The sequence below is a fragment of the Pseudomonas sp. OIL-1 genome (genome assembly GCF_010669185.1).
Lineage (GTDB): Bacteria > Pseudomonadota > Gammaproteobacteria > Pseudomonadales > Pseudomonadaceae > Halopseudomonas > Halopseudomonas profundi.
In genome coordinates, this window is sequence record NZ_CP048629.1 from 1,508,880 (window position 1) to 1,524,445 (window position 15,566).

A 15,566-nucleotide genomic window follows, 5' to 3' on the forward strand; every position below is an offset into this window, starting at 1 on the left:
GGACCTCCGGGGCTTCTTGCGTTTGGCGGCTGGTAATCCGCAGCCCGCTTCTTGGCATGAGCCGCCTCAGGTATGCTGTGAGCATCTTCACTTCATCAGAGGCGCTCCTCATGCCAGCCTGGTTACCGCTGTTGAAAACCACGCTTCCTTATGTCACGCAGATTGTGGCGACCGCTATTCCGGCCTTTACCTCCAAGCCGGACGCCAGCAAGACCGATCCGGTAGTCGCCAGGCAGATCGAGGAGCTGCAGACAGCCGCGACCAAGAACGCGGAATCCATCCATACCCTTGCCGAGAATTTCGAGCGAACGGTGCTGGGGATTGATGATGCGGCGGCAAGGCTACAGCAGGAAGTCGACAAACTGCAGAAACTCGTTATGTTCTCCTCGGGTGTGTCGCTGGTTGCCGTGGTGGTGGCTGTTATTGCACTGATCAGATGAGCTCCAGCACAGAGGATAAGTCACCACGCGATGGCGTCTGGCATGTGCTCAATGTTGGGGATCCGTTGCTGGCAGACGAGCGGCTGGGGCTGGTGCTGAACGCCGTGAGTGCAGCCTGCTTGAAGGAAGAGGTCAGGGACCTGGCGCTCTTTCAACGACTTGAATCAGAAGGTCGACTGCATTGTGAGCTCAAATTGTATTTCAGCCCCGGACTGGATGAGACTGCGCGCTCGTTTGGTGCCAGGCCTTGCGGCGTACCCAGGGTTCATGACCTGTCATACGTCGCCGGATCGAAACCGGCGGCGCAGCGGTTATTGAGTCAGGGGTCGCTGGCCAACGCGTCCTCACCCATCAACTGAGGCGACCTCTGCCTTGGTCAGTGGCCGGCTGGCGGCCAGCTCCAGCGTGTCGTCCAGACGAATCTCGCCCATGCTTTCGCGATGTAGAGCGGTCACATGATTGCCAACGGCGTGAAACATGCGCTTCACCTGGTGGTAGCGCCCTTCATAGATAGTCAGGCGCGCCGAGTAGTCATCCAGTTGTTCAAGCTGGGCAGGGGAGGTGGTGATATGTTCAGGCGTAAAGTAGATACCTTCGACGAAACGGTGCCGGGTTTCCGGTGTGATCGGTCTGGCTGTGGTTACTCGATACGTCTTGGCGATTTTTTTGCCTGGTTCGGTCAGGCGCCGGGACCAGAGGCCGTCATTGGTCAGAATCAGCAGGCCGGAGCTGCTACGGTCAAGGCGACCGCCGATATGCAGTAACGGGCGCAGCGACGCTGGCAGAAGCTCCATGACGGTCGGGTGTACGGGGTCGCTGGTTGCGCTGAGATAGCCGGCTGGCTTATGTAACATCAGATAATGCGCAGTCTGCTGCTGTAACAAAACCTCGCCCAGAGTGACCGCCATGAACCGGTCAATGTCGGCGCGGGGATCCTGCTCCACTTTACCGTTCACCCGCACCAGCCCGCGCGCAATCATCAGGCGCGAGGCCTGATGACTGTGCGGGGTATGTTTGCTGATGAAGCGGTCGAGTCTCATGGCGGCGCATTATAGCCGCCGGCGGTTCGCCGCAGGAATGCCTGTCAGACCAGGTTGACCACCGAGCGCGGGTCGAATGTGGTCCAGTGGCCGTCGCGTAATTCACCTTCGGCATGCTCGATGTCGACGCCGCCATGCACGCGGAATAACTCCACGGCTCGCTGGGTGCGGCTCTCGGTGTCGCCTGTACGCACCGCGACATAGGTGCCGGCCTGGCGCTCGATGGCTTTGTGCTGTTCGACCTCCTTTTCGTCCAGCTCGCCCCTGGATTCGGCTTCGTCTACACCTGAGTCCTGGTCTGTCTTGCCCATGGCGCCTGCCAGTGAGCCGGTATAGGCCCCGATGCCGGCACCAATCGCGACGCCCAGAGGGCCGGCAACAGGGGTGGCAGCCAGCCCGGCTGCGGCGCCAACCACGGCGCCGACACCACCGCCGGCAAGGGCGCCCTTGCCCGACTCGCGTGCACCCGGGGAGGTGTTCTCGTCCCCGCCAATGGGGTATATGTCGTGCTGACCGTGCGGATTGACGTAAAACAGCGAGATGCCTTCCGGGGAGAATCCTGCATCCCGCAAAGCGGCGACGACTTTCTCTCCGTGGTCCTGATCCTCGAACCTGGCGGCAATGATCGTGCTCATAGTGGTCCTCCAGTAGGGAGACGCATGTATGCAGACAGGTTAGTAACGCTTGGCCCGAGACGCAAACCGAAAGGCGACGCGCCAGTTGAATCTTGTGTTGAAAGGCGGAACTGCAGCTCGGAACACATGCCAGACTTTCATAGGTATATTTCATCTCAACGAGGAGAGCGACATGCCGGTCTACCATCTCAATTGCGCCGATCAGACCAATCACGAGTGTGAGGAGGAGGTCCGGGTAAAGCTCGACATCGTTGGCTTGACCGATGATCAAATCGAGGCAATCGAACAAGGTCGCTCCTTCAACCTCAGCGCCGAGCAGGCTGCAGCCAGCGACCTTACTCTCGACGATGATCAAAAAGCCGAGCTGGCGCGCAGTGGCAGCATCGACTACCGCATCGACATCCTCTCCATCTGCGATGCCTGCGGCGCGTAAAAACGGCTGCGTCAGGATCGGGAGAGCCTCGCCATGTCCCGCTTGTTTCTCGGCTTTGAACTGCCGACGTCGGTCAAGCAGCAGCTGTTGGGCATCCACGAGTCATTGCCGGCTGCGCGCTGGCAGCGTGCTGACCAACTTCACCTGACCATGCGCTTTCTTGGCGAGGTGAGTGATGCTGTCGTTCCGCAGATCATCGACTCGCTGTCCACCCTGGGTGCCGCGCCGGTAACCGTACGGCTGCAAGGAGCCGGATGTTTTGGCGGCCCGCATCGGCCCTTTGCACTGTGGGCGGGCGTGTCGCCCGAACAACCCCTGGCTCAGCTTCGTGAAGAAATCGATAAGCGGTTGGCGCCGCTGGCCTTGCCGCAGGATCGACACGCCGGGTTCAAGCCGCATATCACGCTTGCCCGAATCCGTGGTGGCGATCAGTCAGCAGTCCGATTCGCCCAGAGCAACGCTGGACTGACGTCCGAGTGGTTCATGTTCAACGCCTTGGGCCTGTTTTCCAGCACACAGGCAGCGGAAGGGTCGGTATATTCGGTGTTGCACAGATTCTCTCTGTCCTGACTCAAGCAGGCATCGGAGGAACCCGTCTGTACGGCTCCGGTCCGAATACAGGAGACGCCTCTTCAAGGCGGACGGCGTATCTGTAACGAATTGCCACAGCGCCCGGATTTCGAACACATCTCGGTGCGTCTGCCTGAAAAGTGAGGAGGTCTGATGTTTTTTGAAAGCTGGGGAGGCATGGGTCGGGTCCTGGTTGTCGGCGCACTGGCCTATATCGCGCTGGTGGTTCTGCTACGTATATCCGGCAAACGCACGCTGTCCAAACTCAACGCCTTCGATCTGGTCGTAACCGTGGCGCTGGGCTCAACGCTGGCGACGGTGTTGCTGTCCAAGGACGTGCCGCTACTGGAGGGTATCCTTGCCTTCGGCCTGTTGATTTTTGCTCAGTACATCATTACCGCGTTGTCAGTCCGCTCCGCGGCGGTTCGGCGTTTCGTCAAATCCGAGCCGAGATTGCTGTATCACAACGGACGCATGCTGGACGACGCATTACGCAAGGAAAGGGTGACCGAGAACGAAATTCTGGCCGTCGCGCGTGCCAGCGGCTATGCAGACCTGGCCAAGGTCGGCGCGGTGATTCTGGAAACCGATGGTAGCTTCGATGTCATTGGCCAAGCCGAGGCGCCCGCCAGGCCGACGCTCAAGGATGTACAGGGCCCGGAGAAGATTGGCTAACCGCTCAGCGCAGCGTTGCAGGTGCGATGGAATTTTCATCGCCGGCCAAGCTCTTATATAGACATGACAGCCTCCAGCGGACACTGCTGCAGGCATTGCCTGAGTCAGGAGTGCAGATGTTGACGCCCGATACGCTTCAAAGAATCACCCCGTCGAGCCGTACCGAGACGGTCGGTAGCGACCGCGCAAGGCTGGTTTACCAGGCCTTGCTGGATGAGCCCTTGTCTGCTGACAGCCTGAGCGTGTCGCGGCAGTACCTTGAAGACCAGTTGCAGAAGGCCGCCCGATTGCCCTGTGAGTTGCCCTCGCAGCCCGAAGCGATGGTCGAGTGGATGGAACAACAGGTACTGACCACCGGTGATCGGTACGCGGCCTATCTTGAAAGCCGCAAGGCTGGCCAGCCGAGACGGTATTTCAGCTGTAAATCGCACGCACTGGCATTCTTGCAGGGTGTCGCGCCGACCAAGCTGGTCGACGGTGCCTGGCTTTATGGCGTTCTGGACAAGTGGAACGATAATCGCTTCTACGGTCTGATCCGCACCTATCTGGAAGAGCTCGGCGATGGCGTTCCAGCACAGAATCACGTAGTGCTTTATCAACGTCTACTCGCTGAGCAGGGTTGCGAGACGCTGCCCGAATTCAGTGATGACCATTATCTGCAAGGCGCGTTGCAGCTTGCGCTGGGCTATCACGCCGACGCGTTCCTGCCGGAATTGATCGGCTACAACCTGGGCTATGAACAGTTGCCTTTGCATCTGCTGATCAGCGCCTTTGAATTGAACGAGCTGGATATCGATCCCTATTACTTCACCTTGCACGTGACCATTGATAACGCAGCGACCGGGCATGCGCGCAAGGCTGTACAGGCGGTACTCGATACCATGCCGGCGGTTGGCGACAGACAGGCGTTCCTCAAGCGGGTAGCTGACGGTTACCGCCTGAATGATCTCGGGCTCGGTACCGTGGACGTGATTGAAGCCTTCGATCTGGAATCCGAGCTGATCGATATGTTCGAGCGTAAACGCGCCTTTGGCCAGCAAATGCACTCTGACTTTTGCCGGATCGGCGGACGTACCGTGAATGAATGGCTGTCGCGTCCCGGGGAGATTCCCGGCTTTCTGGCAGCGCTGGAAGAACGTGGCTGGATCAAACGCCACGAGGATCCTGCCCACAGTCGGTTCTGGCAACTGGTCGATGGTCCGGATGCGCAAATGTTCGGGGTATTCAGCTGCTTTGAAAAACAGTTGCTGCGTGACTGGATTGCCGGCGACTGGTTTGGCGACGCCGGTTCGTCTGCAGCCGCAGGAGGCCGGAACAAGGCATTCCGGCCGCGCGCGCGACGGCGTGCCGTGAGCGACGAGCAGCCCTCAGTTCAGGTCCACAAGGACGGGGATGTTGATCAGGAACTGGTCGGACTGCAGCGCTCATTGCGCGATCTGCCGACCGAAGCGCGCATGCGGCGTCTGATAGAGCTGATGGCACCGGCGTCGCACCATACCGCAGCGGGGCTGCTGGCCACTCGGCTTTTCACCGTCGCCCTGGGCTGACCATCAAGGATTCATCAATGACTTTGCAACTGTCACCTGCCACACCGGTTGATCACGCCCCGCCTGCTGAGACGCCGGATACAACGCAAGGCATGCTGGCGCTCGGACGTTATCTGCAATCAGTGGATTACCAGTTCGTCGCCGTGACGCCCGACACCCATCAACATTATCTGCGACGGATGGCAGACCGCCCGGTCCGTGATCTGAGAGATGTTTTTGGCTGGAGTAGACCGTTCAGGCAGGATCAGGTCAGTACAGACGAGTTTGAATTGATGCAGCAGGCCGGCGTATTGGGCCACAAAGGGGAGGTGTGGCGAAGCAGGATACGCTGGTCCAGTCTGGGCAATTGGCTTTGCGCGCATTCGGCCTACCCAACCGACTCGGCGGATGCGGTATTTTTCGGCCCGGACACCTACCGTTTCGCCCGGCTTATCCAGTCGTACCTGGCGGACAACGCCGGCTCGGTACGCCGCGCGGTGGATATTGGCTGTGGCTCGGGCGCGGGAGCGATGCTGGTTGCCGGGGCGTGCCCGGATGCGGATGTGCTGGCGGTCGATATCAACCCCCAGGCCTTGCGTATGGCAGCCATCAACACTGAACTGGCGGGGCTGAGCAACATCCGCACAGCGCAGAGCAATCTGCTGAATGATGTCGAGGGTGACTTCGATCTGATTGTCGCCAACCCGCCGTACATGATGGATTCGCAGGAGCGAGCCTACCGGCACGGCGGCGGTACGCTGGGCGCGGGCCTGTCTGAACGTATCGTCAGCGCAGCGCTGGAGCGCCTGGCCCCCGGCGGAAGCCTGGTGCTGTATACCGGCGTTGCGATAGTGGCGGGGCGCGACGTTTTTCGTGAGGGTCTGCACCAGCGGCTGACGACGCAGCCATGCAGCTGGCGCTACCAGGAGATTGATCCCGATGTGTTCGGCGAAGAGCTGCTCAAGCCGGCGTATGCGGAGGTCGAGCGTATTGCGGCGGTAGGGCTGGTGCTTACCCGGGATCGATAAGCTGCGATCAGTCAACAGGGTGCAACTTTATTCTGGCGTGCGAGTCACGAGGATAGGGTTGTCTGTCCTGCGGCGTAACCGTCGGAGCGCAGGCTGAAATTTCTTCTCTGGAAGGATTTCGACAGCATGACGGAGATCCAGGCACCTGGGCGCAAGCCCCTTGTCGTCATCACCGGTGGTTCCGGCAACATTGGTACCGCGCTGGTCCGGGCGCTGAAGCGCCGCTATCGTATCGTCTCGCTGGATCGCCGTGTTTCCGAAACGGCAGACTTCAGTTATGAATTCGACCTCACCTCCATCGACTCGGTAAAGCAGGCGCTGCGCAACATGGCGGCAGAGCAGGGGAGCGACATTGCCGCGGTGGTCCACCTGGCGGCCTATTTCGATTTTACCGGGGATGACTCGCCGCTGTACCGCAAAGTGAATGTTGAGGGCACTCGCAACCTGCTGGCTGCGCTGCGGGATTATCGGGTCGAGCGGTTCGTCTATTCCAGCACTATGCTGGTCTACGCGCCGGGCGCACCGGGGGAAAAGATCAGCGAGCAATCTCCCGATGGGCCTGGCTGGGCGTATCCGCAGTCGAAGGCGGAGACTGAAGCAGTGATTCGCGAGCAGGCCGGTGATATGCCGTATACCTTGCTGCGCCTGGCCGGGTTATACAACGAGACGAATTGTGTGCCGACCCTGGCGCACCAGATCGCGCGCATTTACGAAGAAACCTTCCAGAGCCATCTGTACTCCGGTGATCCTCAGGCCGGTCAGGCCTTCGTTCACCAGGAGGATATGATTGATGCTTTCCGCCGCACTATTGATCGGCGCAACGAGTTGCCGCCGGAGAACGTGATACTGATCGGCGAAGAACGCAGTGATAGCTACGAAACCTTGCAGAATCGCCTGGGCGAGCTGATTCACGGCGCAGAAAAATGGCAGACGCTGACCTTGCCCAAGCCTGTGGCCAAGATAGGGGCGTGGGCACAGGAACAGGCCGAACCGCTGGTGCCGGATGATTTCGACAAGGGCGAGAAACCCTTCATCCGGCCCTTCATGATCGACATGTCATCAGACCATTACCAGCTGGATACCCGACTTGCCCGACAGCTGCTGGGCTGGGAACCCAGGCACAATCTCTACGACGGCCTTGAGGATCTGGTGGGCGGCCTGAGGAAAGACCCTTTAGGCTGGTATCAATCCAACGGGCTCACACCACCGGACTGGCTGGTGGAGGCGGCTGAAAAAGGCCGCGATCCAGATCAGGTGCTGAGAGGCTACCAGGATCAGCAGCAGCGTCAGCACTATCAGTTCCTCTGGACGCACTTCGTCAATATGGGGTTCGGGGCATGGCTGATCAGTTCGCCTGCAACCCTGGGTTACTTCGGTAGCGCGCTGGGCTACAGCGATATTGGCGTTGGGCTGGTGTTGCTGGTATTCGGCGGGATGTCGCTGTCGCTGCGGCGCAGCTGGGCGCGATTTGTCTGCGCCGGTACGGGGGTATGGTTGCTGCTGGCACCGCTGCTGTTCTGGACTGACAGCGCAGCGGCTTATCTCAACAGTAGTCTGGTGGGCATTCTGGTAATCGCTCTGGCCGCCAGTGCGCGTCCCATGCCAGGGGTGTCCCCGGTTGCCGCCATCAGCGGGCCGACCACTCCGCCCGGTTGGGATAACAATCCCTCAAGCTGGTTCCAGCGCCTGCCGGTTATTGGGCTGGCGCTGTTTGGCTTGCTCATGTCCCGCTACCTGGCGGCCTATCAACTCGGGCATATCGACACGGTCTGGGAGCCTATTTTTACTGGCACCGGAACTCAGCTGAACGGTACGGAGGAAATCATTACCTCGGAGGTTTCCGAAGCCTGGCCGGTGCCCGATGCCGGGCTGGGCGGTATCGTTTATGCGCTGGAGATTCTCCTTGGGCTGGTGGGGTCGACGCAACGCTGGCGCACCATGCCCTGGGTTGTCGCCAGCTTCGGCCTGTTGATCGTGCCGCTGGGTGTGGTGTCGATTACCTTCGTCATTATCCAGCCGATCATGATTGGCACCTGGTGCACGCTGTGTCTGGCAGGTGCCGCGGCCATGCTGCTGCAGATCGCCTATGCCTTCAACGAGTTGGTGGCGACAGGGCAGTTCCTCCGGCGTCGCCAGCAGGCTGGTGCCCCGCTGCTGAAGATCTTCTTCACCGGGGATACGGATGATGGCCCGGACGAACCGCTGGAAGACAATTTTGCTCGCCGCCCCGGCGCTGTGTTGAAAGCGATTGCCGGCACCGGTGTCAGCCTGCCGTGGAACCTGGCGCTGTGTCTGGTCATTGGTCTGATGTTGATGCTGACTCGCGTTACGCTGGGCAGCGCCGGAGGGCTGGCTGATTGGGACCACGTGCTCGGCGCGCTGATCATCACTGTAGCGGGGATCGCCATAGCCGAGTCGGCGCGCCCAGTGCGCTATCTGCTGATACCGCTGGGGGCCGCGCTATTCATTACCCCTTTCTTGTATGACGCGCCGCTGCCTTCGCTGCTGGCGAGTGTTGCCTGTGGCGCCGCGGTTATTCTGCTGAGTTGGCGCCGGGGCCCGGTGTTTTGTCGCTATGGCAGCTGGAACCGACTGTTGGTCTAGCGCCCCGTCCTTTTACTGGAGAACCGTTCAATGGAAGTGCTCAGACCCGTCGCTGACTTCACTGCGATTGCTGTAGGGGGGATCGGGATTGCGATCATCGCAGGTGCCGCCTTTTATTCGGTGATCATAGCCATGGTGCATATGGTCTATCACCGACATGAAACCGAGACCATTTTCCGCGAGGTACGGCAGCGGCTCGGTCGGGGGATATTGCTGGGGCTCGAGTTTCTGATCGCTGCGGACATCATGCTGACTGTCGCAGTGGACCTGTCATTCGAGAGTGTCGGGGTCTTGATTGTCATCGTGCTGGTGCGCGCGTTCCTGAGTTTCACGCTCGAAGTCGAATTGACCGGCAAGTGGCCCTGGCAGATGAACCCCAAGGAAGAGACGGAATCGTCCTGATCGGTGTGAAACTGTGCTGGGTTAGACAAGCAACCCGCCAGTCCGCGTTGCTCCTGCGGACCGGGTACGGTGTAATACCCGCCTGAGTGTCTGTTGTCTTCGTTCTGTTGCCGGCACCCGGTGGCAGGAGGGTGCCAGACCATAATAAATTCTGAGGAGCCTCGATGAACAAACAATGGCTGGCAGGTTTTTTCCTGCTCCTGCCGGGTTTCGCCCTGGCGGAGGAACTTTGCGAGGATGCCGAAGACACCGCCGCCTTGAACAAGTGTATCCATGCGGAGGTCGAAAAGGCCGAGGGCGAGCTCAACCGTTATCTGGAGGCGAGCCGTACCCTACATGCCAAGCGGGCCGATGCGGTGGTCACCATGGAAGCTGCCCAGGGGGCCTGGGTACGGTATCGCGACAGCCACTGCCTGGCGGTCTATGATCTCTGGCATGAGGGCACGGTGCGCGGAGCAATGCTCGGGACCTGCCTGCTCGACCACACCCGGCGCCGTACGCATGACATCTGGGAAGTCTATCTCGCCAGTTCGGATGACGAGCCGGTATTGCCGGAACCCTCACTGGACATGTAGCCGGGAGGCGCGATGGATGGCTGGAACCTGTATCAGACCCTGGCCGACATGGTGCTGATCACGCATGTCATGCTGGTCGCCTTCGTCGTCCTGGGTCTGGTGGTTATTATTCTCGGTAACCTGCGCCACTGGGCCTGGGTCAACAATCTGTGGTTTCGGCTCGCCCATGTAAGCACTATCGGGGTGGTGGTTGCGGAGGCCTGGCTGGGCGTCGTCTGCCCGCTGACCCTCCTTGAATCCTGGTTGCGCCAACAAGCAGGCACTGGGGGTTATCAAGGCGGATTTATCGAGCACTGGCTGCAGAGCGTTCTGTATTACAACGCGCCGGAGTGGATGTTCGTGACCCTGTACACGCTGTTCGGGCTGCTGGTGGTGGCAACGTTCTGGTGGTTTCCCCCGCGCTTCAAGCGGCACTGACGCGGAGGGCAAGGTGGATGCGCCAGCATTGCGCTGGCGCACCATCTTCACGTCATTGTATTTCAGTCCCGCTCAAGGGCCAGTGCTACGCCCTGACCGCCACCGATACAGAGTGTCGCGAGGCCTTTCTTGGCGTCCCGGGTCAGCATTTCGTGTAACAGCGTTACCAGTACCCGGCACCCGGATGCCCCGATAGGGTGGCCCAGCGCGATAGCGCCGCCGTTGACGTTTACCTTGTCCATGTCCCATTGCAGTTCACGGCTGACCGCCAGCGCCTGGGCTGCGAAGGCTTCGTTGGCTTCGATCAGATCAAGGTCCTCAATCGTCCAGCCGGCCTTGCTCAGACAGCGCTGGGTAGCCGAGACCGGCGCGATACCCATGATCGCTGGGTCAACGCCAGCATTGGCATACGCCGCTATCCTCGCCAGCACCGGAAGCCCCAGCGCTTCGGCCTTGGCAGCGCTCATCATCAGTACAGCGGCAGCACCGTCGTTGAGACCGGACGCATTGCCGGCGGTAACCGAGCCGTCGGGCTTGAAGGCAGGGCGTAGTGAGCCAAGTGATCCAGCGGTGGTGCCGGGGCGCGGTTGCTCGTCCTTGATGATCTGCAGGGGCTCGCCCTTGCGCTGCGGCACGCTGACAGGCGTAATTTCCCTGTCGAAACGACCGGACTGTTGAGCGGCCACCGCTTTTTGCTGGGAGGCCGCAGCGAAAGCGTCCTGCTCCTCTCTGCTGATCTGATATTTATCGACCAGATTCTCGGCGGTAATGCCCATGTGATAGTCGTTGAAGGCATCCCACAGACCGTCGTTGATCATGGTATCAATCAGCTTGCCGTGACCCATGCGTTGGCCGGTGCGGGAATTGGGCAGTATGTGGGGTGACAGGCTCATGGATTCCTGGCCGCCGGCAATAATCACCTCGGCGTCACCGCAGCGAATGGCCTGCGCGCCCAGATGCAGCGCCTTGAGCCCGGATCCGCATACCTTGTTCAGATTCATTGCCGGTACGGCGTGGGGCAGGCCGGCAAGGATGGCTGCCTGTCTGGAAGGGTTCTGGCCGCAGCCGGCTGTCAGCACCTGACCGAGGATCACTTCGTCCACGCTTGCCGGGTCAATTCCGGATTGCTCCAGTAGCGCCCGGATGACGGTAGCGCCCAGTTCGTGAGCCGGAACATTGGCAAATTGGCCACCGAAGCTACCTATGGCGGTACGGGTGGCGGCAACAATTACGACGTCTTGCATGAACGACTCCTCTGGTCCCGTTCTGAAAGGGACCAGAGTAGCGTTCGCAGTCATTCAGGGCAACTGCTGGTCATCGCTGAGAGGTCTCAGGATGGCTTGTTTTGCCGGTTCTGAATCAGTTCTTCGACGACTGACGGATCGGCGAGCGTTGAGGTGTCACCCAGGGTGTCGAGCTCGTCGCACGCGATTTTGCGCAGAACGCGGCGCATGATCTTGCCGGAGCGGGTTTTCGGAAGTCCGGGTGCCCACTGTACGAAATCCGGTTTGGCGAATGCGCCCACCTGTTCGGCGACAAATGCGCGTACTTCCTGAACCAGCTCATCACTGGGCGTCACCCCGTGCATCGGCGTGATGTAGGCGTAAATGCACTGGCCCTTGATGTCATGCGGGCAACCGATCACAGCGGCTTCGGCGACGGCATCATGCAGCACCAGAGCACTTTCGACTTCGGCGGTGCCGATTCGATGTCCGGATACGTTGAGTACGTCGTCGACCCGGCCGGTAATCCAGTAGTAGCCGTCTTCGTCACGGCGGGCACCATCGCCGGTGAAATATACGCCTTTGTAGGTGCTGAAGTAGGTATCCACCAGGCGCTGGTGGTCGCCATATACGGTGCGGATCTGACTCGGCCAGGAGCGCTTGATAACCAGATTGCCGCTCGCCGGACCGGTCAACTCGTTACCTTCAGGATCCATCAGTGCAGGTTCGACGCCAAAGAACGGGCGGGTCGCCGAGCCTGGCTTGAGGTCGGTAGCGCCAGGCAGCGGGGCAATCATGATGGCACCGGTTTCTGTCTGCCACCAGGTGTCTACAATCGGGCAACGCATATCGCCGACCACGTGGTAATACCATTCCCAGGCTTCCGGATTGATCGGCTCGCCCACACTGCCGAGCAAGCGCAGGCTGGCACGGGACGTCTTGGTGACATATTCATCGCCCTTGGACATCAATGCGCGGATAGCGGTAGGCGCGGTATAGAAGATATTGACCTGGTGCTTGTCGATGATTTCCCAGCAGCGGGACGCATCAGGATAGGTCGGCACGCCTTCGTACATCAGCGTGGTTGCGCCATTGCACAGTGGTCCATAGACAATATAGGAATGCCCGGTGACCCAGCCGACGTCGGCCGTGCACCAGTAGACTTCGCCCTGGTGGTAGTCGAATACATAGTGGTGAGTCATGGCAGAGCCGAGCAGGTAACCGCCAGTGGTGTGCAACACGCCCTTGGGCTGCCCGGTGGAGCCTGAGGTATAGAGAATGAATAGCGGATCTTCACTGTCCATCGGCTCCGGCGCGCAGTCGGCGCTGACGCCGGCACACGCCGCGTGATACCAGACGTCGCGCGACTCGTTCCATTCAATATCGCCGCCGGTGCGCTGCACGGTAATGACGGTGTGCACGTTGGGGCATTCCGACAGGGCCTTGTCGACGTTCTGCTTCAAGGGCACCCGTTTGGCTGCACGCACACTTTCGTCCGCGGTGATCACCGCACGACAATCGGCGTTGAGGATGCGGTCGCGCACCGCGTCAGGGGAAAAACCACCGAACACCACCGAATGCACGGCGCCAATACGGGCGCAAGCCAGCATGGCAAAGGCAGCTTCCGGAATCATCGGCATGTACAGGCACACCCGGTCGCCCTTTTTCACGCCACGTGCCTTGAGCACATTGCTCAGTCGGCAGACCTGCTCGTGCAGCTCGCGATAGGTGATGTTTTTCGAGTCGGCAGGGTCATCGCCTTCCCAGATAATGGCGACCTGGTCAGCGCGGGTCGCCAGGTGGCGATCGATGCAGTTACTGCTGACGTTGAGCTTGCCATCAATGAACCAGGCCGCTTCGCCTTGGCTCATGTCGCTTTCATGTACCTTGGACCAGGGCTGGTCCCAATCGAGAAAGCGCTTGGCCTGCTCGGCCCAAAATTCGTCAGGCTGCTCGATGGACTGCTTGTAGAGCCGGTTATAGGTGGCTTCGTCAGCATGGCTGTTAACGCGGGCAGCATCGGATATCTTGTGATTCTCGATCTTGTACATGGATAGTCCTCTATTGTTATTGGCGGCGCGTTCTGTCAGGCCTTCAACAGCCTGTCGCGTAACAGAACCCTATGGCTCAAGACTTGCCGATAAAAGCGGCTGCTTCAACCCTTCTTTGGTCTGATATGACCTCGACAAAAGAGATGCGAGCGCAGGCCGCCGAGGAGCGGAGTTGGAGCCTGCTTGAGTGTAGTTCAGCAGAGGTGTAGCTGCCGATGCGCACCGGCAGCTGGGGGGAGCTCAGTTCAATTCGAAACCGAGATTATCAATCAGCCGGGTTGTACCGAGGAATGCCGCTGCCAGCACGATCAGCTGTTTGCTGTCGGCGCCCACCGGGTGCAGCGTTAACGAGTCGCGCAGCTCCAGATAGTCGGGCCGCATGCCTGCGTCGATAAGGTGTTGGCGCGCGCCGTCAAGCACCGCCGGATAGTCACGGCGTCCGCCCTGAATCTGTTCGGCGATCTGTACCAATACCTGGTACAGCCTGGGGGCAATTTGCCTTTGGTCGGCGGTGAGAAAGCCATTGCGTGAGGAGAGCGCCAGACCGTCGGCGTCGCGGACGATGGCTTCGCCCATGATTTGCACCGGCATGCACAGATCCTGGGCCATCTTGCGGATGACAGCGAGCTGCTGATAGTCCTTCTTGCCGAACACGGCCAGGTCCGGCTGGGTCATGTTGAGCAACTTGCTGACCACGGTGGCGACGCCTTCAAAGTGTCCGGGACGGCTGGCCCCACACAGGCCTTCGGATACCAGCGGGACGCTGATGCGGGTGTGCCCGTCCATGCCGTCCGGGTACATCTCCTTGGGCGTGGGAGCGAACACCAGGTTGGCCCCGACATCAAGCAGCTTGCTCTGGTCCGCCGCCAGCGTGCGCGGGTAGCTGTCGAGGTCTTCACTGGGGCCGAACTGCAGCGGGTTAACGAAGATGCTGACCACCACGTAATCGGTACTTTGCAACGCTTTCTGCACCAGCGCGAGATGACCATCGTGCAGGTTACCCATGGTGGGCACCAGGCCGATCCGTTTGCCTTCCTGGCGCGCCCGGGCAACCGCAGCACGTAGCTGGGTAATGGTATGTACGGTGTTCATCTGTTCAGAACTCGTGTTCGGCCGCGGGAAACTCGACAGCCTTGACCGCTTCGACATAGGCGCGAACGGCTGACTGGATATCCGGCTGCCCGGTCATGAAATTCTTCACAAAGCGCGGCATACGCCCGCTGAGTGACAGTCCGAGCATATCGTGAACCACCAGCACCTGGCCGTCGGTCTCGCTGCCTGCGCCGATGCCGATGACCGGAATACTCACTGACCGGGTGATTTCGGCCGCCAGGCTGCTGGGGACGCATTCGAGCACCAGCATGCTGGCGCCCGCCGCTTCGAGCGCTTTGCAATCGGCCAGCAGTGCCTTGGCTTGCGCCTCTTCGCGGCCCTGCACCTTATAACCACCCAGCACGTTGACCGTCTGCGGTGTCAGGCCCAGATGAACGCAGACGGGGATGCCGTTGCGTACCAAAGTAGTCACCGACTCGGCGAGCCAGCTGCCACCTTCGATCTTGACCATATGTGCGCCTGCCTGCATCAGCCGGGCACTGTTGGCCAACGCCTGTTCCAGCGTGGCGTAGGTCATGAAAGACAGGTCAGCCATGATCAGCGCGCCCTGGTTGCCGCGTTTGACGCACTGGGTGTGGTAGGCCATGTCGTCGATGGTCACCGGCAGGGTGCTGTCGTGCCCCTGCAGGACCATTCCCAATGAATCGCCAATCAGTATGACCTCTACGCCGGCCTGGCATTCCATATGAGCGAAAGTCGCATCATATGCAGTCAGACAGACAATCTTTTCGCCATTCCGCTTGAGCTTGTTGAGCGTCGTCAGAGTTACGTCAGGCATGGTTGGTCCCAGTGATTAGGATTGGTGGGCGATTATATCCGCAGTTACTGTCCATG

General features: G+C 60.1%; 17 protein-coding genes. 11 read left to right on the plus strand and 6 right to left on the minus strand.

What is annotated here, in order from left to right:
• Positions 1-110: 110 nt before the first annotated feature.
• Complete coding sequence (locus G3M63_RS07065) at positions 111-440, plus strand: hypothetical protein (protein ID WP_150301434.1); 330 nt, start codon at positions 111-113, stop codon at positions 438-440.
• Positions 437-799: a hypothetical protein gene (locus G3M63_RS07070; protein ID WP_163982304.1), complete on the plus strand. Its 363-nt coding sequence runs from the start codon at positions 437-439 to the stop codon at positions 797-799. Before G3M63_RS07065 ends, G3M63_RS07070 begins: the two co-directional genes overlap by 4 nt.
• On the opposite strand, the gene G3M63_RS07075 is transcribed toward G3M63_RS07070, so the two are convergent.
• Entirely contained in the window at positions 785-1,480 is a 696-nt protein-coding gene (locus tag G3M63_RS07075) for a pseudouridine synthase (RefSeq protein ID WP_163982306.1), read from the minus strand. The two genes, G3M63_RS07070 and G3M63_RS07075, sit on opposite strands and share 15 nt — an antisense overlap.
• A 44-nt stretch (positions 1,481-1,524) precedes the next feature.
• On the minus strand, positions 1,525-2,115 hold the full coding sequence (locus G3M63_RS07080; protein ID WP_150301431.1) for a hypothetical protein: 591 nt from the start codon (positions 2,113-2,115) through the stop codon (positions 1,525-1,527).
• 172 nt (positions 2,116-2,287) lie between these two features.
• On the opposite strand from G3M63_RS07080, the gene G3M63_RS07085 reads away from it, so the two are divergent.
• The 9 genes from G3M63_RS07085 (at position 2,288) to G3M63_RS07125 (ending at position 10,345) form a co-directional block, all read left to right on the plus strand.
• The gene (locus tag G3M63_RS07085; protein WP_150301430.1) at positions 2,288-2,548 is read left to right on the plus strand and encodes a hypothetical protein; all 261 of its coding nucleotides are present in this window, start codon (positions 2,288-2,290) and stop codon (positions 2,546-2,548) included.
• A 33-nt stretch (positions 2,549-2,581) separates the two neighbouring features.
• Positions 2,582-3,118, plus strand: coding sequence for an RNA 2',3'-cyclic phosphodiesterase (thpR, locus tag G3M63_RS07090; protein WP_150301429.1), 537 nt, complete (start codon positions 2,582-2,584; stop codon positions 3,116-3,118).
• Between the two features lie 153 nt (positions 3,119-3,271).
• Positions 3,272-3,793, plus strand: a complete 522-nt coding sequence (locus G3M63_RS07095) for a DUF421 domain-containing protein (protein ID WP_150301428.1) — start codon at positions 3,272-3,274, stop codon at positions 3,791-3,793.
• Positions 3,794-3,909: 116 nt separating this feature from the next.
• The gene (locus G3M63_RS07100) at positions 3,910-5,340 is read left to right on the plus strand and encodes an iron-containing redox enzyme family protein (protein WP_150301427.1); all 1,431 of its coding nucleotides are present in this window, start codon (positions 3,910-3,912) and stop codon (positions 5,338-5,340) included.
• A 92-nt stretch (positions 5,341-5,432) separates the two neighbouring features.
• The gene (locus G3M63_RS07105) at positions 5,433-6,347 is read left to right on the plus strand and encodes a class I SAM-dependent methyltransferase (RefSeq protein WP_256670005.1); all 915 of its coding nucleotides are present in this window, start codon (positions 5,433-5,435) and stop codon (positions 6,345-6,347) included.
• Positions 6,348-6,473: 126 nt separating this feature from the next.
• A complete protein-coding gene (locus tag G3M63_RS07110; RefSeq protein ID WP_163982310.1) occupies positions 6,474-8,951 on the plus strand; it encodes an NAD-dependent epimerase/dehydratase family protein in 2,478 nt (825 codons plus the stop codon).
• Between the two features lie 30 nt (positions 8,952-8,981).
• Positions 8,982-9,353, plus strand: coding sequence for a DUF1622 domain-containing protein (locus tag G3M63_RS07115; protein WP_163982311.1), 372 nt, complete (start codon positions 8,982-8,984; stop codon positions 9,351-9,353).
• 164 nt (positions 9,354-9,517) lie between these two features.
• Complete coding sequence (locus tag G3M63_RS07120) at positions 9,518-9,928, plus strand: lysozyme inhibitor LprI family protein (RefSeq protein ID WP_150301423.1); 411 nt, start codon at positions 9,518-9,520, stop codon at positions 9,926-9,928.
• 12 nt (positions 9,929-9,940) lie between these two features.
• Positions 9,941-10,345, plus strand: a complete 405-nt coding sequence (locus G3M63_RS07125) for a DUF2784 domain-containing protein (protein ID WP_150301422.1) — start codon at positions 9,941-9,943, stop codon at positions 10,343-10,345.
• A gap of 62 nt (positions 10,346-10,407) precedes the next feature.
• Here the strand turns inward: G3M63_RS07125 and G3M63_RS07130 are convergent, their stop codons facing one another.
• The 4 genes from G3M63_RS07130 to panB all read right to left on the minus strand — a co-directional run bounded on the left by G3M63_RS07130 (position 10,408) and on the right by panB (position 15,510).
• Entirely contained in the window at positions 10,408-11,589 is a 1,182-nt protein-coding gene (locus G3M63_RS07130) for an acetyl-CoA C-acetyltransferase (protein WP_163982313.1), read from the minus strand.
• A gap of 86 nt (positions 11,590-11,675) precedes the next feature.
• Positions 11,676-13,619, minus strand: coding sequence for an acetate--CoA ligase (gene acs / locus G3M63_RS07135; RefSeq protein WP_163982315.1), 1,944 nt, complete (start codon positions 13,617-13,619; stop codon positions 11,676-11,678).
• Positions 13,620-13,859: 240 nt separating this feature from the next.
• Positions 13,860-14,711 (minus strand): pantoate--beta-alanine ligase, encoded by an 852-nt coding sequence (panC, locus tag G3M63_RS07140; protein WP_163982317.1) that lies wholly within the window; start codon positions 14,709-14,711, stop codon positions 13,860-13,862.
• Positions 14,712-14,715: 4 nt separating this feature from the next.
• A complete protein-coding gene (gene panB / locus G3M63_RS07145; RefSeq protein WP_163982319.1) occupies positions 14,716-15,510 on the minus strand; it encodes a 3-methyl-2-oxobutanoate hydroxymethyltransferase in 795 nt (264 codons plus the stop codon).
• Positions 15,511-15,566 lie beyond the last annotated feature (56 nt).